Annotated in this window: 22 protein-coding genes and 2 riboswitches; of the genes, 5 read left to right on the top strand and 17 right to left on the bottom strand. The window is 71.3% G+C overall.

All coding sequences use genetic code 11. From position 1 onward, the window contains the following. Position 1: 1 nt before the first annotated feature. The 12 genes from panC to fbaA form a co-directional block, all read right to left on the bottom strand. Complete coding sequence (gene panC / locus Manayef4_RS00830) at positions 2-1,147, bottom strand: pantoate--beta-alanine ligase (RefSeq protein WP_070130286.1); 1,146 nt, start codon at positions 1,145-1,147, stop codon at positions 2-4. Between the two features lie 200 nt (positions 1,148-1,347). Continuing rightward, positions 1,348-1,554 (bottom strand): hypothetical protein, encoded by a 207-nt coding sequence (locus Manayef4_RS23720; RefSeq protein WP_133056995.1) that lies wholly within the window; start codon positions 1,552-1,554, stop codon positions 1,348-1,350. A gap of 302 nt (positions 1,555-1,856) precedes the next feature. Then, positions 1,857-2,768 carry a phosphoribosylaminoimidazolesuccinocarboxamide synthase gene (locus tag Manayef4_RS00820; RefSeq protein ID WP_043590473.1) on the bottom strand — a complete coding sequence of 304 codons (912 nt, stop codon included), beginning with the start codon at positions 2,766-2,768 and terminating at the stop codon, positions 1,857-1,859. 97 nt (positions 2,769-2,865) lie between these two features. After that, positions 2,866-4,173 carry an adenylosuccinate lyase gene (gene purB, locus Manayef4_RS00815; RefSeq protein WP_070130284.1) on the bottom strand — a complete coding sequence of 436 codons (1,308 nt, stop codon included), beginning with the start codon at positions 4,171-4,173 and terminating at the stop codon, positions 2,866-2,868. Continuing rightward, complete coding sequence (gene purE, locus Manayef4_RS00810; RefSeq protein WP_070130283.1) at positions 4,170-4,694, bottom strand: 5-(carboxyamino)imidazole ribonucleotide mutase; 525 nt, start codon at positions 4,692-4,694, stop codon at positions 4,170-4,172. Before purE ends, purB begins: the two co-directional genes overlap by 4 nt. A 3-nt stretch (positions 4,695-4,697) precedes the next feature. Then, positions 4,698-6,008 carry a phosphoribosylamine--glycine ligase gene (purD, locus tag Manayef4_RS00805; RefSeq protein WP_070130282.1) on the bottom strand — a complete coding sequence of 437 codons (1,311 nt, stop codon included), beginning with the start codon at positions 6,006-6,008 and terminating at the stop codon, positions 4,698-4,700. A gap of 338 nt (positions 6,009-6,346) precedes the next feature. Beyond that, positions 6,347-7,186 carry a hypothetical protein gene (locus Manayef4_RS00795; protein WP_254665395.1) on the bottom strand — a complete coding sequence of 280 codons (840 nt, stop codon included), beginning with the start codon at positions 7,184-7,186 and terminating at the stop codon, positions 6,347-6,349. A 179-nt stretch (positions 7,187-7,365) separates the two neighbouring features. After that, positions 7,366-8,649: an adenylosuccinate synthase gene (locus Manayef4_RS00790; RefSeq protein WP_070130280.1), complete on the bottom strand. Its 1,284-nt coding sequence runs from the start codon at positions 8,647-8,649 to the stop codon at positions 7,366-7,368. Between the two features lie 91 nt (positions 8,650-8,740). Then, positions 8,741-9,175: a DUF3151 domain-containing protein gene (locus Manayef4_RS00785; RefSeq protein WP_023840671.1), complete on the bottom strand. Its 435-nt coding sequence runs from the start codon at positions 9,173-9,175 to the stop codon at positions 8,741-8,743. 85 nt (positions 9,176-9,260) lie between these two features. Next, the gene (locus tag Manayef4_RS00780; protein ID WP_070130279.1) at positions 9,261-9,980 is read right to left on the bottom strand and encodes a transglycosylase family protein; all 720 of its coding nucleotides are present in this window, start codon (positions 9,978-9,980) and stop codon (positions 9,261-9,263) included. 2 nt (positions 9,981-9,982) lie between these two features. After that, positions 9,983-10,172, bottom strand: a riboswitch (cyclic di-AMP (ydaO/yuaA leader). 473 nt (positions 10,173-10,645) lie between these two features. After that, positions 10,646-11,323, bottom strand: a complete 678-nt coding sequence (locus Manayef4_RS00775; protein WP_011438719.1) for a transglycosylase family protein — start codon at positions 11,321-11,323, stop codon at positions 10,646-10,648. A 6-nt stretch (positions 11,324-11,329) separates the two neighbouring features. Next, a riboswitch (cyclic di-AMP (ydaO/yuaA leader) is annotated at positions 11,330-11,564 on the bottom strand. A gap of 905 nt (positions 11,565-12,469) precedes the next feature. After that, the gene (gene fbaA / locus Manayef4_RS00770; RefSeq protein ID WP_011438718.1) at positions 12,470-13,507 is read right to left on the bottom strand and encodes a class II fructose-bisphosphate aldolase; all 1,038 of its coding nucleotides are present in this window, start codon (positions 13,505-13,507) and stop codon (positions 12,470-12,472) included. Between the two features lie 233 nt (positions 13,508-13,740). On the opposite strand from fbaA, the gene Manayef4_RS00765 reads away from it, so the two are divergent. The 5 genes from Manayef4_RS00765 (at position 13,741) to Manayef4_RS00745 (ending at position 19,063) form a co-directional block, all read left to right on the top strand. Beyond that, a complete protein-coding gene (locus tag Manayef4_RS00765) occupies positions 13,741-14,340 on the top strand; it encodes a DedA family protein (RefSeq protein WP_139139943.1) in 600 nt (199 codons plus the stop codon). Positions 14,341-14,649: 309 nt separating this feature from the next. Further along, positions 14,650-15,369 carry a CAP domain-containing protein gene (locus tag Manayef4_RS00760; RefSeq protein WP_049761024.1) on the top strand — a complete coding sequence of 240 codons (720 nt, stop codon included), beginning with the start codon at positions 14,650-14,652 and terminating at the stop codon, positions 15,367-15,369. A gap of 270 nt (positions 15,370-15,639) precedes the next feature. After that, entirely contained in the window at positions 15,640-16,935 is a 1,296-nt protein-coding gene (locus Manayef4_RS00755; RefSeq protein ID WP_070130278.1) for an NAD-dependent epimerase/dehydratase family protein, read from the top strand. Beyond that, complete coding sequence (locus tag Manayef4_RS00750; protein WP_070130277.1) at positions 16,928-17,527, top strand: GNAT family N-acetyltransferase; 600 nt, start codon at positions 16,928-16,930, stop codon at positions 17,525-17,527. Before Manayef4_RS00755 ends, Manayef4_RS00750 begins: the two co-directional genes overlap by 8 nt. A gap of 438 nt (positions 17,528-17,965) precedes the next feature. Continuing rightward, on the top strand, positions 17,966-19,063 hold the full coding sequence (locus Manayef4_RS00745) for a nucleotidyltransferase (RefSeq protein WP_070130276.1): 1,098 nt from the start codon (positions 17,966-17,968) through the stop codon (positions 19,061-19,063). 32 nt (positions 19,064-19,095) lie between these two features. Here Manayef4_RS00745 and Manayef4_RS00740 read toward each other — a convergent pair whose 3' ends face one another. From Manayef4_RS00740 to Manayef4_RS00720, 5 genes are all read right to left on the bottom strand, one after another. Beyond that, the gene (locus Manayef4_RS00740; protein WP_139139942.1) at positions 19,096-20,427 is read right to left on the bottom strand and encodes a PH domain-containing protein; all 1,332 of its coding nucleotides are present in this window, start codon (positions 20,425-20,427) and stop codon (positions 19,096-19,098) included. Continuing rightward, positions 20,424-20,909 (bottom strand): PH domain-containing protein, encoded by a 486-nt coding sequence (locus Manayef4_RS00735; RefSeq protein WP_011438711.1) that lies wholly within the window; start codon positions 20,907-20,909, stop codon positions 20,424-20,426. The genes Manayef4_RS00740 and Manayef4_RS00735 overlap by 4 nt, the downstream gene beginning before the upstream one ends. A 116-nt stretch (positions 20,910-21,025) precedes the next feature. Beyond that, positions 21,026-23,635 (bottom strand): ATP-dependent chaperone ClpB, encoded by a 2,610-nt coding sequence (gene clpB / locus Manayef4_RS00730; RefSeq protein ID WP_070130275.1) that lies wholly within the window; start codon positions 23,633-23,635, stop codon positions 21,026-21,028. Positions 23,636-23,770: 135 nt separating this feature from the next. Further along, the gene (locus Manayef4_RS00725) at positions 23,771-24,376 is read right to left on the bottom strand and encodes a helix-turn-helix transcriptional regulator (RefSeq protein WP_070130274.1); all 606 of its coding nucleotides are present in this window, start codon (positions 24,374-24,376) and stop codon (positions 23,771-23,773) included. Beyond that, positions 24,373-25,563: a DnaJ C-terminal domain-containing protein gene (locus Manayef4_RS00720; protein WP_070130273.1), complete on the bottom strand. Its 1,191-nt coding sequence runs from the start codon at positions 25,561-25,563 to the stop codon at positions 24,373-24,375. Before Manayef4_RS00720 ends, Manayef4_RS00725 begins: the two co-directional genes overlap by 4 nt. Between the last annotated feature and the right edge of the window lie 100 nt (positions 25,564-25,663).

Genomic DNA, 25,663 nt, shown 5'->3' with positions numbered 1-25,663 from the left:
GTCAGGCTCCCGGGTGATCGCGGTCGGCGGGACGGTCCGGTCGGGGGGTGACGGCGGGGGATCCGGCTGATGYCGGAGTTCCGGTGGGGGCCGGCGCCGGGGATTCCGGAGGCAGGACGAGATCGATGTTGTCGATCAGGCGGGTGGTGCCCACCCGGGCGGCGACGAGTAGCAGGGCGGGACCGCTCCGGACCGGACGTAGATCGTCGGGGCTGGCCAGGGCGAGGTAGTCCACGTCCACCCCGTCCGCGGCGGCCAGAACCTCCCGCGCGGTCGCGAGCACGGTGTCCCGCCCGCCCGCCTGGGCCCGTGCCCCGGCGGCGAGCGCTCGGGACAGCGCGAGCGCGCTGCGCCGCTGGTCGGGGGTCAGGTAGACGTTCCGGCTCGACATCGCGAGGCCGTCGGGCTCGCGCACGGTCTCCACGCCGATCACGGTGACGTCGAAGGCGAGGTCCGCGACCATCCGGCGGATGCAGACCAGCTGCTGGGCGTCCTTGCGCCMGAAGAACGCCAGGTCCGGACGGACCAGGTGGAGCATGGTCCCCACCAGGGTCAGCATCCCATCGAAATGGCCCGGACGGGCGGCGCCTTCAAGCAGCTCACCGAGCGGCCCGGCCTGCAACCGGACGAGCGGCGGCGGGTCGTGGATCGCCCGGGGGACGAAGACGAGATCAACCCCCTCCCCCGCGCACACGTCGAGATCGGCGGCCAGGGTGCGCGGGTACCGGTCGAGATCCTCACCCGCGCCGAACTGCAGCGGATTAACGTAGATCGTGGCAACCACCTGGTCCGCCTGGGCCCGGGCGGCGCGCAACAGCGAGGCGTGGCCCTCGTGCAGCGCTCCCATTGTCATGACGACGGCCCTGGTCGGGCGCGGGTGCCCGGCTGCCGCCCGAGTGGGCGCGTCGTCCGGCGCGGGCGGACCGCCCTCACCCCGCCGGGCGATGTTGGCCTGCCGGTCGAGCGCGGCGAGCCCGGCGCGCAGCTCGGCCCGGTCTCTGGCCAGGACGGGACGGGACGAGCCGGGGAGCGTGCTGGGCCGGGCGGAGGGGGCAATGCTCCTTGCGGAGGGGACCGTGGCGGTGGCCGCCTGATCGCGGGATTCCGTCGATGGGCGGCCGGGCGTGGTGGAGGAAACAGTAGTCATGATCCGTTCCAGTCCTCGGATGGGGTACCGGACGTCGTTGGCAACTGTAACTCGGCTGCAATGGTTGCCGCCCTCCCCTGTGAGCTGGGCTTCGTTCGGGCGATCGTCCCGAACGAAGCCCTCTGCTCACGCCGGAAGGTGCAATTTGTTGCTTTATGACGTTATGCGCCACTTCGTGGGGGCGGCGAGTCCACCGGAGTTCAGGCCCCGGCGTGCGTGGGCTCAGCCCGCTCAGGGGCCTCGGCCTCCTCGGGGGAGGAGGGCGTGGGGGCTCCTGGGCGGGTGTGCTGCGCGACGTAGGTGCCGGCGGCGATCGCCGCCGCGACCGGCCATTCGATGATTGAGGCCGCGGCGAGCCCGCCGAGTCCCAGGTAGTAGGCGCTCTTGCCCAGTGACGGCCACTGCATGCTCGTACCTCGTCCAACCTCGAACCGCGACGTGAGTAGCGGTGCCCGGACCGTGAAGGTGCGTGTGYCAGACGACCGCTCGGGGCCCGTGGGCGCGGCCGGCTGCTGCTGGTCCCGCTCAGGGGCAGAGGTGTCCGTGTCCTCCCGGTGCGGCTGTGGCCGTGCCCGTGGYGGGGTGTCCGTCTTCGTGGCCATGGCAGCTCACCTCTCTCGATATCTCGATCTCCTTCTAGGAGAGAACCTAAGATGAACTTATAGTACCCAGAAGATAACTTCTCGTGTTGTTCGCGGTGYGAGCGCGGTCAGACGGTGGACAGGTAGTCCTTGAAGGAGATGCCGGTCAGCCGCTCGTAGGCCTCCACGTAACGGGCCCGGGTCGCCTCGACAACGTCCGCGGGCAGCTCCGGCCCCGGCGCGGTCCTGTCCCAGCCGGTACTCGTCAGATAGTCACGGATGTACTGCTTGTCGAAGGACGGCTGGGAGGCCCCGGGCCGCCAGGTGTCCTCCGGCCAGAACCGGGACGAGTCAGGGGTCAGGACCTCGTCGGCGAGCCGCAGCGTGCCCTGGGTGTCATGACCGAACTCGAACTTGGTGTCRGCGAGCAGGATGCCGCGCTCGGCTGCGAGGACACTGGCCCGGCCGAAGATCTGCAGGGTCAGCCGCTCGAGCTCGGCGGCAAGCTCGGTGCCGATCCGGCCGGCCGCGTCGGCCCGGCTGATGTTCTCGTCGTGCTCACCGATCGGCGCCTTCGTGGACGGCGTGTAGATCGGTGCCGGCAGCTTGCTGCCGTCCACCAGCCCGGTGGGTAGGGGATGCCCGCTGACCGCGCCGGTGCGCTGGTAGTCCTTCAGCCCGCTGCCGGTCAGATAACCACGGGCGACGCACTCGATCTGCACCATGTTCAGGCGTCGGCACAGCATCGACCGGCCACGCAGCTGCTCCGTGTACGGAGTGAGCTCGGCCGGGTACTCGTCGACGTTCGAACTGACGACGTGGGACGGGACCAGGTCGGCGAGCTGGTCGAACCACCACAGCGAAAGCCCGGTGAGAACGGCTCCCTTGTCGGGAATCTCGGTCGGTAGGACCACGTCGAACGCCGAGATGCGGTCGCTGGCGACCAGCAGCACGGCGTCGTCCCCGACCGCGAACAGCTCCCGGACCTTGCCCGAACCCAGGTGGGTGAGTCCGGCGAATTCCTCATGTGTCAGCGGCATAGACAGACCGTACCCAGGGAGAACAACAGCACCTGCCGGCCGGGGCACCGCGCCATGCCTGCGCGGCTGCGCGGCGGGTCAGGTGCGGGGGTGCGGGTCAGGTGAGGGYCGCCAGGGCGTCGAAGACCGAGCCGAGGCGCTCGGTGTAGCGCTCGGGCCGGCTCACCTCGTTGAGCCTGGCCTCGTCCAGGGGCAGGCCGCGGTCGCCGGCGTGCTTGCGCAGCGTTTCCCAAAACGGCACGCCGGTCTGCCAGGTCTCCATCGCCGCCGCCTGGGTGACAGCGTAGGCGTCCTCGCGGGACAGCCCCGTCTCGACGAGTTCGAGCAGCACCGCCGAGGTGTAGACCAGCCCGCCCGTGGCATCGAGGTTCGCCCGCATCCGTGCGGTGTCCACGACCAGCCCGGTGACCAGCCGGGTCGTCAGGTGCAGCAGGTAGTCGACGCCGGTGGCGGCATCCGGCAGCGCGATGCGCTCKGTGGAGGAGTGGGAGATGTCGCGCTCGTGCCACAGCGGCACGCCCTCCAGCACCGGGACGTACTGCGCCCGGACGATCCGGGCGAGCCCGGCGATGCGCTCCGACATGATCGGGTTCTTCTTGTGGGGCATCGCGGAGGAGCCCTTCTGCCCGGAGCCGAACGGCTCGGACAGCTCCCGGACCTCCGTGCGCTGGCCGTGYCGGACCTCCAGGGCGACCGCCTCGCAGACGGTCGCGAGCCCGGCCAGCGCCGCGACCCAGGAGGCGATGCCGTCGCGCAGCACGACCTGGGTGGCCACCGGGGCCGCGGTGAGGCCCAGCTTGTCGGCCACGTAGGCCTCGACGTCGGGGTCGATGTTGGAGTACGTCCCGACCGCGCCGGAGATCTTGGCGACGGCCACGTCCGCGCGGGCCGCGCGCAGCCGGTCGCGGCAGCGGGCGAGCCCGAACGCCAGGTCCGCGACGCGGTGCCCGAACACCGTCGGCTCGCCGTGGATGCCGTGCGTCCGGCCGACCCGCAGGGTGTTCCGGTGGGCYAGGCCGAGGTCGCGCAGCGCGGCGACGAGAATGTCCGCCCGGGCGAGCAGCAGGTCGGTCGACTCGACCAGCTGCAGCGCGAGCGCCGTGTCGAGCAGGTCGGAGGAGGTCATGCCGAAGTGCACGTAGGCGGCGGCGGACCGGGGTTCGGTGCGGTCGGCCCAGGCGGTCAGGAAGGCGATGACGTCATGCTGGGTGACGGCCTCCACCTCGGCGACGGCTTCGGGCGTCGGAGCGGGGGCGGCCCGGACCGGCTCGATGGAATCGGCGGGGRTGCGGCCCGCGGCGGCGTGCGCCTCCATGACCAGCACCTCGACGCGACACCACAGCTCGTACTTGTGCGCCTCCGACCACACCCGGCCCATCTCCGCCAGGGTGTACCGGCCGATCATGGCTGGCTGCCGGCCGCGGCCGCCGCGCTCAGCCCGTCCGCCGCGGCCTGCTCGAACTCGTCCTTGAACGCGGCCAGCTTCAGCCCCAGATCGGGATCGGCCAGCGCCAGGATCTGGATCGCCAGGATCGCCGCGTTCGTCGAGTTGTTCAGACCCACGGTCGCGACCGGGACGCCCGGCGGCATCTGCGCGATGGCGAGCAGCGAGTCCATGCCGTCCAGCGCCCCGCCGGAGATCGGCACGCCGATTACCGGCAGCGTGGTGAGGGCCGCAATGGTGCCGGGCAGCGCGGCGGCCAGGCCTRCCCCGGCGATGACCACCGAGATGTCGCGGGCCCGTAGCTGACCCACGTAGTCGGCGAGGGTGCGCGGCGCGCGGTGCGCCGACAGCGACACCTGCTCGTAGGGCACACCGAAGCGTTCCAGAGTGGCGCCGGCCTTGCTCATGGTCTGGGTGTCCGACGGTGATCCGAAGACGATCGCCACCTGGGGATGATCCGGCCCGGGGGTGCTCTGCGACACGGTCTACTCCTTCTTTCTATGTCCTGCGGGATCCTCGCCGGACGCGACGTCCGTTCGACGGACGTCGGCCGCGTGGCGCATCCGGGACGGATCTCCGATGTCGGTGCGGTAATGGGCGCCGGGCAGCGAGATGCGGCTGACGGCCTCGTAGGCCGATCCTCGCGCGGACTCCAGGTTGGAGCCGATGGCCGTGACGGACAGCACACGGCCGCCGGCCGAGACGACCCGACCATCCGGCTCCCTGCGGGTACCGGCGTGCAGGATGTCGACGCCGGCCAGCGCGCCGGCGGCGGCGAGCCCGCGGATCGGGTCGCCGAGCCTGGGGGCCGCCGGATAGCCGTGCGCGGCGACGACGACGCTGATCGCCGCGCCGGAGCGCCACACCGGTGCCCGCCGGCCGGAGAGCACGTCCGTCAACGGCGTCGTGAGCAGGGCGAGGATGGCCTGCACCTCGGGGTCACCGAAGCGCACGTTGAACTCCACCACCCGCGGCCCGCGGGTGGTCAGCGCGAGCCCGGCGTAGAGCAGACCGGTGAACGGGGTGCCGCGCCGGGCCATCTCGGCCACCGTCGGCCGGATCACCGTGGTGACGATCTTCGCCGGCAGGCCATGCGAGGCCCAGGGCAGCGGGGTGTACGCGCCCATCCCCCCGGTGTTCGGGCCGGTGTCGCCRTCGCCGACCCGTTTGTGATCCTGTGCCGGCAGYATCGGGAGGACCGCGCCGGACTCGGTCACCACGGCGAACAGGGAGACCTCGGGCCCGTCGAGGTACTCCTCGAGGACAACCCGGTCGTCCGGTCCGCGCAGGCTCGCGCGGACCGCGGCGACGGCCGCGTCGCGATCCTCGGTCACCGTGACGCCCTTGCCGGCGGCGAGCCCGTCGTACTTCACCACGTACGGTGGCCCGAAGACGTCCAGGTCGGCCAGGGCGGGCTCGATCTCGGTGTGGTCGCGAGAGGCCGCCGTGGGCACCCCGGCGGCGCGCATGACCTCCTTGGCGAACGCCTTGCTGCCCTCCAGCCGGGCCGCGGCCGCGCTCGGGCCGAAGACCGCGAGACCGCGGGCGCGTATCTCGTCGGCGGCCCCGGTTACCAACGGCATCTCCGGACCGATGACGGTGAGGTCCGCGCCGACCGCCTCAGCAAGGTCGGCGACGGCGTCCGGGTCAGCGACGTCGAGCGGGCGGGGCTCGGCGAGCTCGGCGGTTCCGGCGTTTCCGGGCGCGCAGACCAGCGAGCCGACCCGGGGATCGCGGGCGAGCGCCCGGCACAGCGCGTGTTCACGGCCGCCGGAGCCGACAACAAGAATCTTCATCAGTTCACCTCGCGACGCAAGCAGCGGCCCGGTGCGCGGCGGCGAATTCCCGGTAATGCCGGCGGAGCGGGCCGCGTCGCCGCCACGGCCGTGCGCGGGGGACGCGAGGGTCGGTGGCGGCCGTCACCGGTTGTCCCTGGCGCGCGGCGCCGGGACGGAGATCCGGACCGGGCGCGGGTGCCATCGCGAACCGGCGAACYCCGTCTGGGGCATCGCGTCGTCGCAGTTCGGTCGGGTCACGGTTCCACAGTAGCGGGTGTGCTGATCATCGTGCGCGTCGTGCCCGGTCGGTGCCGGTGACTCCCGGCCGATCACCTGGGACGATCCGCGCTGAGCGACTACAGCCCGACACCCGACCGCCAGAGCAGGTGGGCCATGCCGTGCACCAGGTGCAGCGCGCAGCGGCGTGCGTCCACCTCGGCCATGCCCGCGACGATGGCGGCGGCGTCGACCGGCCAGACCCGGACCTCCCGGCCGAGCACGGTCAGCGGGGCGGGATCGTCGCGGCCTTCGAAGGCGCGCCCACCCGGTTCGACGAACAGGTGCAGCGACCGCCCCGCAGCCGGGAAGTTCTCGCAGCGCCAGTACAGCAGCGGCCACGCCTGCAGCCGTTCCCGCCGTCCCGGCCAACGCCGGCGGCGACCGGGGTCAACGGCCGCCTCACCCGCGTCCGCCCGGTCCGCCCGGTCCGCCCGATCCGCCCGGTCCGCCCGATCCGCCGGGTCGGCCCGGGCCGCCGGGTCCGTGACCGCCCGTGTCGCCCGTGTCGCCCCGCCCTCGCTCAGGTCCAGCGCGGGCAGCGGCCRCCCGGCACGGTACCGCGCCGGCGCGCGGTGCGGCGCGGTGCGGGTCGCCCGCACCGTGACCGGTGGTACCAGGTGTTCGGCCGCGCAGAAGTCCAGGAAGTCACGGATCTGGGCGTCGACGTGACTGGCGACGGCCGCGGCGCGTTCGAGCCGCTGTGCCTCGGCCCGCTTCGAGCTCCGGATGGCGTGGCTGCCCCGCAGCAGCACGTCGGTCAGGGTCTGCGGCAGAGCCTCGCCGGTGGGGGAGAACCCGACCGGCCAGGCGTCGGAGTCGGTCGGGTGCAGGTAACCGCGTCTCACGGCTGGTGGCCAACGGGCCGGTTGCGGGGCTTCGGCCGGTTCCGGCAGCGACAGCGGTGTCCGCCCGGGGATGGAAGGATCGTCATCCGACGGCCGGGACCTGACAACGGCCACCGCCACCACCCCCGGACGTCATTGCTTTGCGTGACCGCCCAAGCGTCGACGGTAATGCTTCCGGGTGCAACCGGAACCGACCGGATCTCGGCCCGCGCCGGGCGGGATCAGATCAGGTCCGTTCCGGACCAGTCGTTTCAGACCAGGTCATTGATGACGAGCGTCTGGTCCCGCCCGGGACCGACGCCGACCRCCGACACCGGGGCGCCGGAGAACTCCTCCAACGCCCTGATGTAGTCCTTCGCGGCGCCGGGCAGGTCGGCGAACGACCGGACGTCGGAGATGTCCTCGTGCCAGCCGGGCAGGTCGGTGTAGATCGGCTTGGCGTGGTGGAACTCGGTCTGGGTCATGGGCATCTCGTCAACCCGTTCGCCGCCGAGGTCGTAGCCGACGCAGATGGGCACCCGGTCGAAGCCCGACAGGACGTCCAGTTTGGTGAGGAAAAGGTCGGTCAGGCCGTTGACCCGCACCGCGTAGCGGGCGATTACGGCGTCGAACCAGCCGGTGCGCCGCGCCCGGCCGGTCGTCACGCCGAACTCCCCGCCGATGCGGCGCAGCTCCTCTCCGACCTTGTCGTCCAGTTCGGTGGGGAAGGGGCCGGCGCCGACCCGGGTCGTGTAGGCCTTGATGATGCCGATCACCCGACTGATCCTCGTCGGGCCGATGCCGGCGCCGGTGGCCGCGTAGCCGGCGGTCGGGTTCGATGACGTGACGAACGGGTAGGTGCCGTGGTCGACGTCGAGGAGGGTGCCCTGGGAGCCTTCGAGCAGCACGACCTTGCCCGCGCGCAGCGCCCGGTCGAGGATCAGACCGGTGTCGGCGATGTGGGGTTGCAGGCGTTTCGCGTAGTCGGCGTACTCCTCGACCACCTCGTCGAGCTCGATCCGGCGCCGGTTGTAGACCTTGGCCAGGACCTGGTTCTTCTCCCGTAGCACCAGTTCGAGCTTCTTGTGGAAGATGCCCGGGTCGAGGAGATCCTGCACTCTGATGCCCGTACGGGCAACCTTGTCGCCGTAGGTGGGACCGATGCCGCGACCGGTGGTACCGATCCGCGCCTTGCCCAGGTAACGCTCGATGACCCGGTSCAGCGCCCGGTGATGGGGCATGATCAGATGGGCGTTCGCGCTGATCAGGAGCCGGGAGACGTCGATGCCGCGGGCGGTGAGCCCGTCCATCTCGGCCAGCAGCACGCCCGGGTCGATGACGACCCCGTTGCCGATCACGGGAACGCAGTCGGCCCGCAGCATGCCACTGGGAATCAGGTGGAGCGCGTAACTCTCCGCCCCGATGACCACGGTGTGGCCGGCGTTGTTGCCACCCTGGTACCGGACGACGTAATCGACGGCGCCGCCCAGGAGGTCGGTCGCCTTTCCTTTTCCCTCGTCGCCCCACTGGGCACCGATGAGGACAAGAGCAGGCACCGGGCGAGGTTACTAGGGATGGCGGGGTCGTGGGGCCGGCTGCGGCATCCTCGCTGGTCTCCACCACCGACGCGGCCTGATGAACTCACTGTCAGGTGAAGCCGAGCTCACTGGCAGCGACGGAATCGCTGTCGGCCAGGAACGTCCGGCAGCGGGTGGCCTCCTCGGCCTCCCCGATGGCCGCGGCCGCCCGACCGAGAGCGGCGAGCGAACGCAGGAACCCGCGGTTGGGTTCGTGTGACCAGGGGATCGGCCCGTTGCCCTTCCAGCCCGAGCGGCGCAGGGCGTCGAGGCCGCGGTGATAGCCCGTGCGGGCGTAGGCATAGGCCTCGACGGGTCGTCCGCCGGTGAGCGCGAGCTCGGCGAGCGCGGCCCAAGGCACGCTGAACGCGGGCAGCCGGGCGGCGACGGCATCCGGCGGATCACCGGCGACCAGCGCATCGGTCGCGGCCGCGTCGGAGGGCAGGAGCGTCGGCGGCGGACCGGAGAGCAGGTTGGGCTTTCCCGAGGTGGACGGCGTCGTCATGAGTGCATCCTGCCCGACGACCGGCCGCACACGTCATGGAGGTCACCCCGGACGCGCTTGCCCTGCGCGCACGGTGACCGGTCGGTCAGGCCCTGACGCTGACGTTCCACAGATTCTGGCCGACGACCCCGGGTTGACCGTCGCTCACCCGGGTGAGGTACGAGTACAGCGCGGCGATGCCCTGCGACTGCGGTCCGAACTTGCCGTCGACGGTGAGTACGAAGCCCTTCTGACGCATCCTGTCCTGCCAGACGAAGGCGTCCGGGCGAACGTCGTCGCTGAGGGACGCGTCGAGGACCGTGCCCCTGAACGAGCCGTCCCCCATCTCCCGGCGGGCCCGGTCCAGCGTCATGGGGGGTTCCACCGGGGTGATGGCCTGCTGGATGACGTCACCGGAGCCGCCCGGGACAYTGGCCGGGCCGTTGTTGGTCAGGCCCATCTTGACCGAGCAGGACGGCCATGGCTGCCAGCCCCGCTGGTTGTAGAGCTTCGCGGCCGCCTCGTCCTGCGTGGCGGGCGATGCCTGGTACGGGCGGCCGGAGTACCCGAGCCCGTGCCAGGTCTGGTCGTCGAACTGGTAGGCACCGGAGAAGCCGTTGCCGGTGTTGACCGCGTAGTTGCCGCCGGACTCGCATTGGCGGAGCTTGGCGAAGTCGTCGGAGGTGGCCGCGCCCGCCGGAGCCGCGGTGACCGCGAGGCCGCTGCCGACGATGGCCGTGACCGCGCCGGTGGTGCGCAGGATGCGACCGGCGGGCGATGGGGCCTGCGGTGCTCGATGTCTGCCGCCACGACGCCCAGAGGGCATGTCAGTCCAATCCCGTCGCCTGCGGGGTGAGCTGTCGGGTGCGGGCTGGGATGGCCCGGCCGGAGGATCCGACCCCGGGTGGGAACCGCTCTCCACCATGGGCCGGGACGCACCGGCTTTACCCCAAGGACGCCGCTTGCGGCGCCCGAAATGTGGGTCCCCCACTCCTGCCCGCTGCGGTCGATGTTCGTTCCGGCCGCTCGTACGGGGGCAGGACTCGGCGTCCGTCCGGGCGGCCTCGCCGACGAGGCGAGTGAGCGGCACTCTAGCGAGAACCGCTCATGGAGCGCAAACCGGGGTGGTCCGGAGTAACCAGTGAGGATCGCGCGAATCGTGCCACTTCCATACAGGTTCCGCAGGTGGCTCGCTGGTCCTGCTGTTCCTCGTCGGCCTTGCCGAAGATCGGCTCTGCCGAAGATCGGCCCTGCCGGAGGCCGGTCAGGGTGCGGTCCTGGTGATGCTGGTGGTGGGTTGTACGGGCCGGCCCGTACGGGCCGTCAACCGGAGATCGTCCGGAGACAGGTCGGGCCAGCCCGTCGTCGAGGTGAGATCCCCTGACCGGTGTCGCCGGGGTGGGATGTCCGGTTCCCGCGGCGGTCGTCCCTCCGCCACGGGGGCGGAGCGAATGGATCAGCTGATGGAGCTGATGGGGCTGATGGGGAGGATCAGCGGAAGGTGGCCCGCCAGGTCGCCGGGCCGACGATGCCGTCGACGGCGAGTCCCTTGGCGGCCTGCAGGGCGCGGGCGACTGCGGCGGAGCGTGGTCCGTAGCGGCCGTCGATCGTGATCGGATAGCCCAGATGGTTGACGCGGGCCTGCCAGGCCCGCACGTCGTCACGTACCTGCCTGGCCAGTGCGGTCGTCAGGTTACGGGTGAATACGGGGGTGCTCATGGAGATGGGGCTGACCGTCAGCTCGCGGCGTTCCGTCGTGCGCGAGGCCTGGCCCGAGGAGCTCGACGAGCCGCCCGCGAGCTGGTCGGCGCCCATCCCGCGGCCACAGGCCGGCCACTGGCCGAAGCCGGACCGTCGGGCGAGCTTGAGCGCGGCCTCGTCCTGGACGGCCGGGGAAGCCTGGTGCGGCAGACCGCCGTAGCCGAGGCTGTGCCAAGTGCTGGCGGAGAACTGGTAAGCGCCGTAGTACGCGTTGCCGGTGTTGGTCGTGTAGTCACCGCCGGACTCGCACTGCCGCAGGCCCGTCCAGGTGGTGGCCGCATCGGCCGGCTGGCTGAGCGCGAAGGTGCCGCCCACCGCCGCCGCGAGTACTGGTGCGACCACGAGGGCCCGGGCCCGGCTGCGGGTACCGGCGCGGCATTGTCGGCCACTGATACGTGCGTCGGACATGTCTTGTGGTCCTTCCCCACGCCTGCGAGGTGAGCTGTCGGATTCGGGCTGGGAACTGCCCGGCCGTGCCAGGGATCCCTGGAGACGGAAGCCGCACCGGAAATACCTTTCCGGGTGGTCGTCGCACATGGCTTCACCCCGAGAGCATCGAATCCTTTCGATACTCGGAGATGGGTCCCCCGTTCCTGCCGCCCGGTTCGAGAAATCGTCGGCCAGGGGCAGGATTCGGCGTGCCGCCCGACGAATGCCCGACGTTGTTGCCGGGCACGGCGAAAACCATAACCACGCCGCCCGGCGAGTCGCCAAGCATTGAATAGGGTGCGTGAAAAAGAGCACACTCGGCGCGCCTGCTTGAGTAGGAACTGGCGGCCTGGTATCGCGCGTGCGCGCCCGCTCATCAACCTGGCGGTACGGCGTGCGGAGGCATTTGTGCTCGGCCGATCACCCTGTTTGCCGATGGTCGACGATGAGCGGAGAGTCCCACATCAGGCCAGATGCGTGACATGTCGACAAAGGCGTGACGGCCCTGCTACGAGATCGACGCGAGTGATCGGCCTGATACTACGCTTCGTCCATTGAAGCCTGTTTTTGTGAGAAAAACAACGGAAATCGGGCGGTAACTTGCGGCGTTGTGATTTTTGCACACGGCGGATTCAATCGGACACCGACTGTGAAAAGCGCCCGTCGGATCACCACAGTGGGCGAAGGGGTTCCCTGGGGGTGGGGCGGTAGGTGAACGGTTACCGAAGGTCCGGTGCGTGTCCGCTCATTTGGCCGAAACCTGCTGGTTGCCGGCGGGGGCGGCGTTACGCGAGGAGCGGGATGCCGCGCCCGCTAAACAGTGGTCCCCCAGCCGTCGGAGCGACCGGGGGACCGCRCGGGCCGGCATAGTACGGGAAATCGGCGGGTCGTGCATCGGACCGGGGCGGGTCGGATGTCCGCCGCGTGCCGGTCGTTCCGTCCGCCGGAAATGATGGAGAGGGTCGGACCGAGGGGTCCGGAGAATGTCCTCGGACGAGCGGCGGCGGTTGCTCGGTTGCCCGTTCGCGGCCGGCGGCTATCTGTCCGCTTGTCCGCCGGCCGGCGGACAAGCGGCCGGTATCCGACGAACCGATCCCGCCAGCCGGCGTGCGCTCCTGGGCCCGACTATGCCCGCCCGAGGCTGGTGCCGGCGGAACGGAGGTCCTCACACGCCTGGGCGACGCGGGCCGCCATGCTGCTCTCCGCGAGCTTTCCGTAGGTACGCGGGTCGTACGCCTTCTTCACGCCGACCTCACCGTCCACCTTGAGAACGCCGTCATAGTTTTTGAACACGTGGTCCACGATGGGGCGGGTGAATGCGTACTGGGTGTCCGTGTCCACGTTCATCTTGACCACCCCGTAGTCGAGGGTCTCGCGGATTTCGGTGAGAGCCGACCCGCTACCGCCGTGAAAGACGAGGTTGAACGGCTTCGCGCCGGCTGGCAGCCCGAGCTTCCTGGCGACGTACTCCTGTCCTTCGTGCAGAATCGTCGGGCGTAGCTTGACGTTTCCGGGCTTGTACACACCGTGCACGTTGCCGAAGGTGGCGGCGAGCAGGTAGCGCCCCTTCGCGCCGGTGCCGAGCACCTCGGCCGTCCGCCACATGTCCTCCGGCGTCGTGTAGAGCTTCTCGTCGATCGCGCCGACGACGCCGTCCTCCTCGCCGCCGACGACCCCGATCTCGACCTCGAGAACGATCTTCGCGGCGGCGGCGTCCGCGAGTAGTTCTTCGGCGATCTTGAGGTTCTCCTCGAGGGGGACCGCCGAGCCGTCCCACATGTGCGACTGGAAGAGCGGCTCGCGTCCCTGGGCCACCCGATTCTTCGAGATCGCGATCAAGGGGCGGATGTAGGTGTCAAGCTTGTCGGCCGGGCAGTGGTCGGTGTGCAGGGCGATGTTGACCGGATACGCCTTCGCGACGTGGTGGGCGAACTCGGCCAGTGCCTCCGCGCCGAGGACCATGTTCTTCACCGTCGAGCCGGACAGGTACTCGGCACCGCCGGTGGACACCTGCACGATGCCGTCACTGCCGGCTTCGGTGAAGCCCCGCAGCGCGGCGTTCAGGGACTGCGACGAGGTCACGTTGATCGCGGGGTAGGCGAAGGACTGGGCCTTCGCCCGGTCGAGCATCTCGGCATATACGTCTGGCGTGGCGATGGGCATCGGTGGGGCTCCTTACGAACCTGTAGGGGCGCCGATCAGCCATGCACCCGCGGTGCAGGGCAGCCGGATCGGGCCGAAGCCCGCCGTGGACTCCTGATGGGCGAAGGGTATGACGCCTTGCCCCGTCCCGGGGTCGGATGCGGCTGACGTCGCCGGCGCGGTGCGGATCCGCGCGATGTGGTCCCCGCCGACTTGGTCGGCGGGTGCCGACCAGGGGCCGGCACACTGGTCGAGTGGACGTCGGCAGCCTGTCCGGGATGACGCTGTACGTCGTCCTCTTCGCGGTCATCTTCGTCGAGAGCGGGATCCTGATCGGGTTCTGGCTTCCGGGTGACACCATTCTCTTCGCGGCCGGGCTGATGGCGGCGGACGCGGCGTCGAACGTGTCCGTCGCGGTCCTCTCGATCGGGGTCGCGGCGGCAGCCACCGTCGGGGCGGCGGCGGGCTACTACACCGGGCATCGTCTCGGCCGGCCGTACCTGGAACGCAGGCACGCCACGGTGCTGGCCCGTACGGAGGAATTCTACCGGCGGTTCGGGCCGATCACCCTGGTCGCGGCCCGCTTCGTGCCGTGGGCGAGGACGTTCGCGCCGGTACTCGCCGGGACCGTGGCGATGTCATGGTCCCGCTTTCTGATCGCGGTCGTGCTCGGGGCGCTCGTCTGGGGGACCGGATTGATCCTTCTGGGCTATACGGCGGCCGCCATTCCTGGGCTGCGGGACGCSGCGGTGTGGATCGCGCTCGTAGTGATCGTCATCTCCSTCATCGCCGGGATCGCCGGCGAGCTGCTGCGCCGGCGATCGGGCCGGCTCCCCGACCAGGGGCCGCGGTAGTCCGCGTCGGGCGAGGAGCGCCGAGGGGGCGGGCGAGGAGCGCAGGGATGTTGTCCGTCAGTGCCCCGCGGCGCCGGATCATGCCGGGAGATCCGTGGACCGGTAGTCTCCACGACGTTACGACCAGATCACATTGGACGATCAATTCCCTTTCCTATGGCAATTTCTGGCTATGGCCGGCTAACCTTGATCGATCCAGGTACGCGGTCGGGGGTCCGACCACCGAAGGATTCGATGCTTCGACAGCACGGGCGGCACCATGCGGGACGGCGTCGCGCCGGCCCCGTCCTCTGCAGCGCGGCAGGGGCCTTGACCGCGGTTCTGACGGTCGTGCTGCTCGCGGGTGGTCATTCGGCACCGCGTGACGGTGACCGCCTGGCCGGCCGCGCCGGCACGCAGCCGGATCGGGGCGTGGTCGGGGTGGCGGCCGGGGTCCCCCCCACGTCGATCGCGGGTCGGATCGCGGATCGGGGTGCGCCGACCGGACCCGGGGCCGAGCCTCCGCCCACCGCTCGCCTGGCCGGTCCGGATCAGCTGGCCGCCGCGCGGGCGGCGGCTCTGGCCCTGGCCGCGCCGGTGACTGCTCCGTCCGCGTCGGCCCCGGCCGTCGCATCCCCCCACCCGCCGTACCTGCCGGCCTCCTGGATGAGCCTGGTCGGTCAGGTCGCGACCTCGACCAACTTCGAGCGCCGGGCGGCCGGTTGTCCTCCGTTGATCGTCGACTTGCGGTTGGCCGCCGCGGCCCAGGCACACAGCGTCGACATGGCCACGGTCGGCTATTTCGGCCACGGCAGCCCGGACGGTCGCTCGCCCTTCGACCGGATCGCCGCCGCCGGCTTCTCCTTCTCCATCGCCGCCGAGAACATCGCCGCCGGTCAGCGCACCGTGGCCGAGGTGATGCGCGGATGGATGAACAGCCCGGAGCACCGATCGAACATCCTCACCTGCTCGCTGACCCGGATCGGCGTGGGCTACGCGACGGGCGGCAGGTACGGCACCTACTGGACCCAGGACTTCGGGACGCCGTGAGGGCCGGCCCACCTGCCGGGCGCGACCGGCCCGTGGCATCCCGGGAGGTGCACCCGACCTCGATCCTCCCGACTCGCGGGGATGTCCCGGTCCTGATCAGTAGTCGATCCCGTAGGGTCGGGTCGTCGCCGACGGCAGCGAGCACGGCAGCGAGCACGGCAGCGAGCACGGCAGCGAGCGTGGTAAAACCCGCGGACCCAGCCGGTGGACGGGCCGGCGGGCCGCGCGGCAGCGCCGTCGGCGAGGGTGATCCTGGCAGGAGGAGCGACCTTGGTTCGGGCGGTGGTCACCGGCGCGGCCGGCTTCCTCGGCGGAGCGCTGGCCCACGCGCTGCGGCGGCGCGGTGACGACGTTGTCRCCATCGACATCCGGCGCGCGCCGGGTGTCATGCAGGCCGACGTCAGCCGTCCCGGTGAGTGGGAGAAGGCCTTTTACGGCACGGAGCTGGTGATCCATGCCGCCGCCATCGGGACCGGTGGCGTCGCGGAACTGACCCCGGTGCGTCCCGGCCGAGCCGGAGCGCCGGTACGGGTGTCCGACGCCGAGATCCGGCGGGTGACCCTCGGCGCCACGGCGGCGTTGCTCGACGCCGCGGGTCGGGCCGGGGTCGACCGCTTCGTCCATCTCTCCTGCGTGGACGTGCTTGCCCGGACGAGTGGCCCGGTCCCCGGCGGGACCGGGGACCGCAGGCCCGCGCGAGCCGTCGGCCGATCATTGGACGAGACCACGCCGATCGGACTGACCGGCGACGTCCGCGCCGACGCCATGGCCGCCGCGGAACAGGCGGTCGGGTCGGCCGCTGCGCACGGACTCGGCGCGACCGTCCTACGGATCGGGGATGCCTACGGTCCCCGGGCCGGTCGCTGGACCCTCTGGCCGGTGCTGCTGATGCGGGCCGGGCGGTTCGTCCTCGTCGACGGCGGCTGGGGTGTGCTCAGCCCCGTGCATGTCGACGACGTGGTCACGGCGGTGACCACCGTCGCCGGTGCGGACCGGTCGGCGGTCGCCGGTGAGGTGCTGCACGTGACCGGGGGGGAGTCGGTGTCTGCCGCCGACTTCTTCACCTTTTACTGTCAGATGCTCGCGATCGCGGCGCCCCGCTCCGTACCGGCCAGGGTCTTCGGAGCGGTCGACGCGATTGATCGTGTCTGTTCGTTCGCGGAGGGTTACCGAAGGCGAGGTGTGGACGATTCCGCGGCCGAGACGCCACCCCTCCCCACCCACCCGGTCCCGGCGGTCTCGACGACCTCGGTGCGGCCAGCGGGCTCGGCGGCCCCGGCGGCCCCGGCCGTTCCGGTGAACTCGGCGACGTCGCGGCGGGGACCGGGCCTGATCCGCGGTGTAGGTGCCCGTCTGGTGGCCGGAGTCGATCCCCGCGCCCGGGTGGACCTCGGTCCGCTCACCGTGCGCGCCCTGACCCGCGACGCGGGCCTCTCCATCGAGAAGRTCCGGGCCCGGACGGGATGGTCGCCGGTCGTGCGGCTGCCCGAGGGCATGAACCGCACCGAGTCCTGGCTCCGGGAACGGGGTCTGCTCGGGGTCCGGGAGCCGTCCCGTCGTGGGTGAGGGCCCTACACTCACCACCTCCCGACTACTCGCACTCCCGCTCACCATTTGGAACGCGGGATACGTCGCCGAGGAGCTCGCGCCCTCGCTGGCGTTCACGGTCATCCCCCCGCGATCAGGCACGCGTGGCGCCTCCGGTGACGGATCCGGCCCCTTCGGCGGAATCGTCGGGACCGATCCTGCCGCGGGGGCGCCCGATCCCGACGATCCGGCGGGGGCGCTGCGGCGCGAACTACGCCGTCGGGCGAGCGCCGGCCACATGGTCCTGACCTGGGTGCTGCGTCGCCAGCCGGGTCGCCAGCCGGGTCGCCAGCCAGGATCGGCGGCGGTGGGCCTGCTCGCGGCGGAGACCCACGGCCGGCGGGTGGTGGTCGGGGTGTCGATCGCGCTCGGCTGCCGGCGCAGCGGCTACGCCACCGAGGCGATCCGCGYGGTCGCGGGATGGTTCGAATACCGCGGCGCTCTGGTGGAGACGCGGATCCGGCGCGGGGACAGCGTGGGGAAGCGTCTCGCGCAGGCGACCTCGTTCGTGCCAACGAGTGTGTTGGTCGCCGATTGGTGGCGGATCTGGCTGCGTCCGCCGCCAAGTTGACCATTGAGGTTTGTCACGCAACGTTATCGGGCGTCGGGCTTCGCCTGGGCCTGACGTCGCGAGTCACCGCCGACCGTTCCGGTACCGTCCGGATTCGGCCGTCATCCGGCCCGAACGGGCAAAACCCATGTCCAGCCGCCTTTCGCGGTGTGGCGGAAGGTCATTGTGACGGTACCGTTACCATGCTGTGTTGTCGGCTGGGTGACAGCTCCCGGCTCATTTTTTCGCCGTCACGAGGAGAGTGGTGAACACGCCGCRCAGACAGCCCCCTGTTCAGACTGTGATGCCCTGGGGCACCATGTAAGGCGATGTCGCGACCAATGGCCGACGGGCCGAAGCTGGGCGGGGCGTCCGTGGGGGTCCGTGGGAGGGCCGTCGCGTGCCCGGGGAGGGGAGCCCGAACGGTCCGGCGCCACCTGCGCCTGGGAGGTCAGCACCATGAGTGTGGATACCCCTCGGGGAACACCGGCCGGAGTCSGGCCGAGCGAGGTCACGTACGATCATCTGATCATTCCGCCGGACTGGCGTCGGCCGAAGGAGTCGGCGCCGGGGACGCTCAACGCTCTGTTCCCCTCCGAGGGAGGCCCCCGCGCCGAGCCTGCCGCGGCCGGCTCGACGTCGCCGATCAACCCGACAACCGGTCCGTTGACGGGTCCGTTGACGGGCCCGCTGCTGGTCGGCACCACGGCGCGTGCCTTCGCGAAACTCGACGACCTGATCCGTCTCGGTGCCGAGGACCGTGCCGTCGTCGCGGCTCGCCGCGACGAGGCGGAGCGGGCGCTGCGCGCGATCTTCCCGCCTCGTTGCGCGCTGCCGCTGGTCGGGGTCGCCACGATCGGCTCGGCGGGTCGGGACACCATGATCCGTCCGCTCGACGAGGTGGACATCTTCGCGGTCTTCTCGGYGGCCAACAGCGCCTGGAAGCGTTTCCGCTGGGACTCCCGCGACCTGCTGCTCTGCGTGCGCAACGCCATCGGCGGAGATCGAATCCAGACGATCGGTAGCCGCGGCCAGGCGCTGCGCATCGTCTACGACGCCCCTCCGGACGTCCATCTGGTGCCGGCCTTCGATCATCCGCGTGCCGGGTACGTCATACCCGATCGGGTCGGTGGCTGGCTGCCGACCCGGCCGGAGCGGCACACGAGCTGGACGGCGGACCTCGGCCCCCGGGTGATCTCGGCGGTCCGCCTGCTCAAGGCGTGGAACCGGGTACGCGGCAGCCACCTGCGCTCCTTCCACATCGAGGCGCTCGCCGGGCAGGTCCTCGCCGGCCGCGGGCTCAACACCCGGCAGGGGCTCGCCGAGGTCTTCCGGCATCTGGACGATGTCGGCCTCACCGTGGCCGACCCGGCCGACGTCGGCGGGGACCTGTCGTCGTATCTACGCGCCGAGGACATCGAGGCGTTGGCCGAGAGTGTCCGGCTCGCCCGGATCTACTCGGCGAAGGCGGTGGACGCGGAACAGGCCGGCGATCACGAGGAGGCCGTGAATCTGTGGGGTTCCCTCTTCGGGCCGGAGTTCCCCACGTTCGGCTGAGGGCGGGGGCTCCGTTTACCCGGCGCCCCGGCTCATCCAGCGGTCCGTACGGCGTGGCGCCGACCGATCCGGGATCGTTCGGCCTGTGCGGCGGCGAGCGAGACCGCCTCGTCGGCGTCGCGCAGGCCGGCCCGCACCGTCACCGGGCCGCCGGTGGTATCGAGGTGCATGTCGGCCAACCGTAGCAGTCTGGCCAGCGGATTCTGCACGATCCGGATGCTCTGCACCTTACCGTGGGGGATGAGATCGGTGTGCCGCCGGACGATTCCCCGGCGTACGACGAAGACCGTGTCGTCCGCTCCGCAGGACAGCCGCCGCCAGTGGAGCGGGGCGAGCCAGGYGGCCCGGCGTGGCGGCCGGGTCATCGCCACCGCCGCGACATCCACTCCGGGCAGTAGCCGGCCGATCAGGGCCAGCGCATCCGCCCGGCGAGCCACCGGTAGCAGCACGGAGGGCCCGCCGCCGGCCACGTTCATCCGGAGCGTCACCCAGCCCGACCAGCGCCACAGCGCCGGTTCGCCGATGCTGATCGCCTGGACCCGTCCCGGCGGGACCGTGGCGTGGGTGCGGTTGAGCAGACCGCTGTTGATGCGCAGCCCGTCGGGTGACTCGGAGACGGTGTAGGGGTAGCCGGCCGCGAACCGGCGAAACGTCGTGTGCCAGAGGCTGCCGAGCATCGGAACGGCGCCGAGGGCGCCGGTGAGGGTACCGGTCAGCAGGGCGGGCGTGGCGATYGCGGCCACGCCGAACAACGCCACCCACGGCGCGGGGGACAGCGCGATCGCGGCCACCAACCGCCGTGGCGGCACCTCGGCGAGTGGGCGCTGCGGTGCCTCGCCCACGTCCGGCGCGAGTCCCGCGGCGGTGGCCAGCAGCTCGGCCCGCAGCCGCTGGGCGTGACCCACCGACAGGTACCGCAGGTCGGACCCGGAGTCGGTGTCCAGTTCGGAGCGTTCCCTACCGGCGAGATCGATCCGGAGGATGGCGAGCCCCGTGACCCGGGCGAGAAGTGGTTGAGCGATGTCCACCGACTGTAACCGATCCAGCCGGACATGGCGGGTCCGTCGGACCAAGAGCCCGGTATCGAGCCGAAGATTGTCGCGTTCGACCCGGTAGCGGGTGAATCGCCAGGCGCAGTATCCGTAGGTGCCGGCGGCGGGAATCAGGAAGATCAGGGTGAGCCCGATGATGCGGGGGGTGACGTCGTCGGCGAGGTTTCTGCCGACCGTCGCCATGAACGCCAYGACGATTACCCAGCCGCGCAGGAACGGGGTGAGCGGATGCAGCCGGTGAAACCCGTCCTGGCCGGGGCGTGTCGCCCGAGCCGGCGCTTCGCCGGTGGTGGACCCCCGCTCGATCGTCACAGCCCGGCCGACCGGGCTTCACCGCGTTCGGTGAGCGCGTCACGCAGCCGCGCGGCCTCGTCYGGGGCCAGGCCGGGGATGATGGCATCGCTGTCCGCGGCCGCGGTGTGCAGCTGCACCTTGGCGATGCCGAAGCGGCGCGCCAGTGGTCCGGCGGTGACGTCGACGAGCTGCATCCGGCCATACGGCACCACGATCAGGCGACGCGTCAGCACCCCGCGGCTGATCAGGAGATCGTCCTCCCGCTCGGCATAGCGCCAGGCCTGCCAGCGGAGGCCGATCGAGCGCCAGAGCCAGCCCGTCACGAGGATCGGCGCCACCGTGATCAGTATCCAGGGCCAGCCGCCGAACGCCGCCGTGATCAGCAGGGTGAGCGCCACCACCGGGACGGCTCCCACGATCAGGAGCGCCCGTCGAAGCCGCCGTAGGCCCGGTGGCAGGACCCGCCACTGCGCGGGATCCGGCAGAAGAGCGTCGTGCATTCCGCAACGATRAGTCGCACATCCGCTACGTCCGGCCCGAATCGGTCGAGGAACCGACGGCGTGCCGTCCCCACGATGGTCCTCGCCCGGTCTGCGGCGATTCGCCGGGAGGCCCGTCAGAGGGACTTGACGGTGGCGGCCTTGACCGTCAGACCCGAGCGGTCCGGCGCGGTGTTGACGAGCACCTCGTCGCCGTCCCGGATCTGCCCGCCGAGCAGTTCCTTGGCGAGCTGGTCGCCGATCGCCGTCTGGACCAGCCGCCGCAGCGGACGGGCCCCGAACACCGGGTCGTAGCCGACGTCGGAGAGCCATCCCTTGGCGGCGTCGGTGACGTTGAGGGTGATCCTCCGGTCGAGCAGCCGGGCCCGCAGCCGATCGAGCTGGAGATCGACGATGCGGGTCAGCTCGTCCCGGCCCAGCTGGTCGAAGACGAGGACGTCGTCGAGGCGGTTGAGGAACTCCGGCTTGAAGGCGTCGCGCACGGCGACCATCACCGACTCGCGGCGCACCTGCGGGCTGAGCGTGGGGTCCGCGATGAACTGCGACCCGAGGTTCGAGGTCAGGATGAGGATCGTGTTGYGGAAGTCCACCGTGCGGCCCTGGCCGTCGGTGAGCCGCCCGTCGTCGAGAACCTGCAGCAGGACGTCAAAGACGTCCGGATGGGCCTTCTCGACCTCGTCCAACAGGATGACACTGTATGGCCGGCGGCGGATCGCCTCGGTGAGCTGACCGCCGGACTCGAACCCGACGTACCCGGGTGGGGCGCCGATCAGACGGGCCACCGAGTGCTTCTCGGCATACTCGCTCATGTCGATGCGCACGATCGCCCGCTCGTCGTCGAAGAGGAAATCGGCGAGCGCCTTCGCGAGCTCGGTCTTCCCGACCCCGGTGGGCCCGAGGAAGAGGAAGGAGCCGGTCGGCCGGTCCGGGTCGGCGATCCCGGCCCTGGCCCGGCGGACCGCGTCGGAGACGGCCCGCACCGCGTCGTCCTGGCCGATGACCCGCGCGTGCAGCGCGGACTCCATACGCAGCAGCTTCGCCGTCTCGCCTTCGAGGAGGCGACCGGCCGGGATCCCGGTCCAGGCGGCGACGACCTCGGCGACGTCGTCCGGGCCGACCTCCTCGTTGAGCATCGCCCCACCGGGGGAGTCCGCGCCGGCCAGCGCGTCGGTTGCCGCCGACAGCCGCTTCTCCAACGTCGGGATGGTGCCGTACCGCAGCTCCCCGGCCTTGGCGAGGTCGAGGTCGCGCTCGGCGAGCTCCACGGCGCGCCGCGCGTTCTCCAGCTCMTCCTTGATCTTCTGAACCTCGGAGATCGAATCCTTCTCCCGGTGCCAGCGGGCCGTCAGGCTCGACAGCTCCTCACGCCGGTCGGCGAGCTCGCGCTGCAGGCGCCCCCGCCGCTCGCGGGAGGCCTCGTCGTTCTCCTTGGACAGCGCCATGTCCTCGATCTCCAGGCGGCGCACGGCGCGTTCGAGTTCGTCGATCGCCACCGGYCGGCTGTCGATCTCCATGCGGAGCCGGGACGCGGCCTCGTCGACCAGGTCGATCGCCTTGTCCGGCAGGAAGCGCGCGGTGACGTAGCGGTCGGACAGGGTGGCCGCGGCGACCAGCGCGGTGTCGGTGATGCGCACGCCGTGGTGCACCTCGTAGCGTTCCTTGAGCCCGCGCAGGATGCCGATGGTGTCCTCGACCGTCGGCTCGCCGACGAGGACCGGCTGGAAGCGACGCTCCAGCGCCGGGTCCTTCTCGATCCGGGTKCGGTACTCCTCCAGGGTGGTGGCGCCGATCATGCGCAGCTCGCCGCGGGCGAGCATCGGCTTGAGCATGTTGCCGGCGTCCATCGCTCCTTCCGCCGCACCGGCGCCGACGACGGTGTGCAGCTCGTCGATGAAGGTGATGATCTGACCCTCGGCCTCGCGGATCTCGTTGAGGACAGAGGTCAGCCGCTCCTCGAACTCGCCGCGCAGCTTGGAGCCGGCAACCATCGAACCGAGGTCGAGCGAGACGATGCGCCGGCCGCGCAGCGACTCGGGCACGTCACCCGCGACGACCCGCAGCGCGAGCCCTTCGACGATGGCCGTCTTGCCGACCCCGGGCTCGCCGATGAGGACCGGGTTGTTCTTCGTCCGCCGCGACAGCACCTGGATGACGCGGCGGATCTCGGCGTCGCGGCYGATCACCGGGTCCAGCTTGCCCTGCTGCGCACGCTCGGTGAGGTCGATGGAGTACTTCTCCAACGCGCGGTAGGAGCCCTCCGGGTCCCGGCTGGTCACCCGCCGGGCGCCGCCGCGCACCTTCTCGAAGGCGCCGCGCAGCGCGTCGGGCGTGGCGCCGGCGGAGGTGAGGATCCGCCCGGCCTCGCCCCCCTCCTCGGCGAGTGCCACGACCAGATGCTCGACCGAAGTGTATTCGTCACCCAGCTGACCGGCCTGCCGCTCGGCGTTGTTCAGCACCGCGATGAGCTGGCGGGACAGCTGCGGCGGGGACACGCTCAGGCCCGTCGCGCGGGGCAGCCGCGTCACCGCGGCCTCGGCTCGGGAGCGCACCGTGTCGACCGAGGTGCCCGCGGACGCCAGCAGTGCCGCGCCGACCCCGTCGGACGCTTCGAGCAGGGCGTTGAGCAGGTGGAGGGGGTCGACGAGGGGTGACCCGTCGGCGGTGGCTCGACTGATCGCTGCGGAGAGTGCCTCCTGCGACCGGGCGGTGAGGCGTTCAGCGTTCATGGCGGATCCCAGATGGTCGGATGGCGTGCACCGTCGCTTTTTCAACGCTCAGCATACCTGAGTCGTTCCCACTCAACCCTGCGGGCGCGCCGCGATGAACCTCCCGCATCCGTTCGCCGGCTCCGCCCCGGCCGGTCAGCGGCGGGGCAGCGGCCGCCAGACCACGAGCGCGCCGCGATCCACCGGGACGAGGTCACGCCGGTGACTGGCATGCGCCTCGGCCACCGCGCGGTCCGCGTCGGCGCGGGACCGGGCGAGCTCCTCGGTGAGCTGACGCACCTGCGCCTGCAGCGCCATCACCTGGGCGCTCAACCGGAGGATCTGCTTGACCCCCTCCAGGTTGACGCCTTCCTCCTGGGACAGTCGCTGCACCTCGCGCAGCAACGCCACATCCCGGGCGGAGTAACGACGCCCCCGCCCGGCCGTGCGCCCAGGCGTGACCAGCCCGAGCCGGTCGTAGGACCGCAGGGTCTGGGGATGCATCCCGGCGAGSTGCGCGGCGATCGAGATGACGTAGACCGGTGCGTCCTCGTCGTGGGCCGGACCCGGCAGCGGGCCGGCGGGGTAGTAGCCCTCCGGTCGAACCTCGGTGTCCGGCCGAACCTCGGTGGGGGACGCCGCCGGCCCCCRCTGGAGCTGCCGTTCCCCTGTTCGCCCTGCCCCCATTGTTCGCCCTGTTCCCGTCGCTCGCCCACGCCGGGCGGGCGGCGGGTCGGATGTGCGGTTCGGCCGCCCGGTCATCCGCCTGCCTCCATCCGTTCCATCAACGGCGCCCGTGGGTCCTCGGGATGGGCCTGGGCGAACTCCAGCAACGCCGTACGTGCCCGTGGCGAGAGATCACTCGGCTTCGGTACCGTCACCTCGAGGGTGACGATGAGGTCCCCGTTCCCGCCTCCGGCTGTGGGGACACCCCGCCCGCGGGCCCGCAGGCGTCGACCGCTGGAGGTCCCCGCCGGCACCTTCATCGTGAGCGGAGCACCGTCCAGGGTCGGCACCCGTATCGATGCGCCGAGCGCGGCCTCGGTGATCGTCACGGGGAGAGTAATCGCCAGGTTGCTCCCCTCCYGCTCGAACACCGGATGGCGCAGCACGTGCACCGTCACCTCGAGGTCGCCGGCCGGTCCGCCCCGTTCGCMGGGTATACCACGCCCCCGGACCCGCAGCCGCTGTCCGTCGCTCACCCCGGCTGGGATGCGGATGCGCTGCTCACGCTCACGCCGGCCGGTGCCCCGGCAGTCCGGGCAGGGATGGTCGATCAGGGTGCCCTTGCCCAGGCAGTCGCGGCAGGGCTCGGAGAGCGCGAAGCCACCCTGGGAGCGGGAGACCACACCTAGCCCACGGCAGGTCGGGCAGGTGCGCGGCGTCGTGCCGGGACGCGCCCCGCTGCCGGTGCAGGTGGTACAGGTCGCGGCCCCGGGAAGCCGGACCGACGCCTCCAGGCCGGTCAGCGACTTCTCGAAGGGGATCGTGACCTCGGCCTCGATGTCGGCACCCCGACGCGGACCGCGTCCGGGTGACGACCGCTGGAACAGGTTGTCGAAGATGCCGCCGAGGCCGCCGTTCGCCCCCCCGAGAAGGTCGTCGAGGTTGAGGTTCGGCCCGCTGCCGTAGCCCGTGCCGGGCGCGCCGAACCCGCCGTAACCCCCGGCTCGGCCAGGCCCGCCGAAGCCGCCGCCGGGACGACCGCCGGCCGCGAACAGCGCGCGGGCCTCGTCGTACTCCCGTCGACGGCCCTCGTCCGAGAGAACGTCGTAGGCCTCGGAGACCTCCTTGAAGCGCGCCTCGGCCTTGGCGTCCCCCGGGTTCTTGTCGGGGTGCAGCTCACGGGCCAGCCCGCGGTACGCCTTCTTGATGTCGGTCGCCGAGGCGTCCTTTGGAACGCCGAGAGCGGCGTAATAGTCCTTCTCGACCATGTCGCGAACACTCACGGCGCCCCTCCTTCCCTCATGATGTCGTCCGCGCGAGGCGGTGGCCCGCCGTGTCCGTCAGACCCCGGCTCGCGGACGGCCGGACGGACCTGGCTCCCCT

The organism is Frankia sp. CgMI4 (assembly GCF_001756285.1).
GTDB classification, from domain to species: domain Bacteria; phylum Actinomycetota; class Actinomycetes; order Frankiales; family Frankiaceae; genus Frankia; species Frankia casuarinae.
The sequence above is the reverse complement of the archived record's forward strand: the minus strand, read 5'-3'. Positions and strand labels throughout refer to the sequence as shown.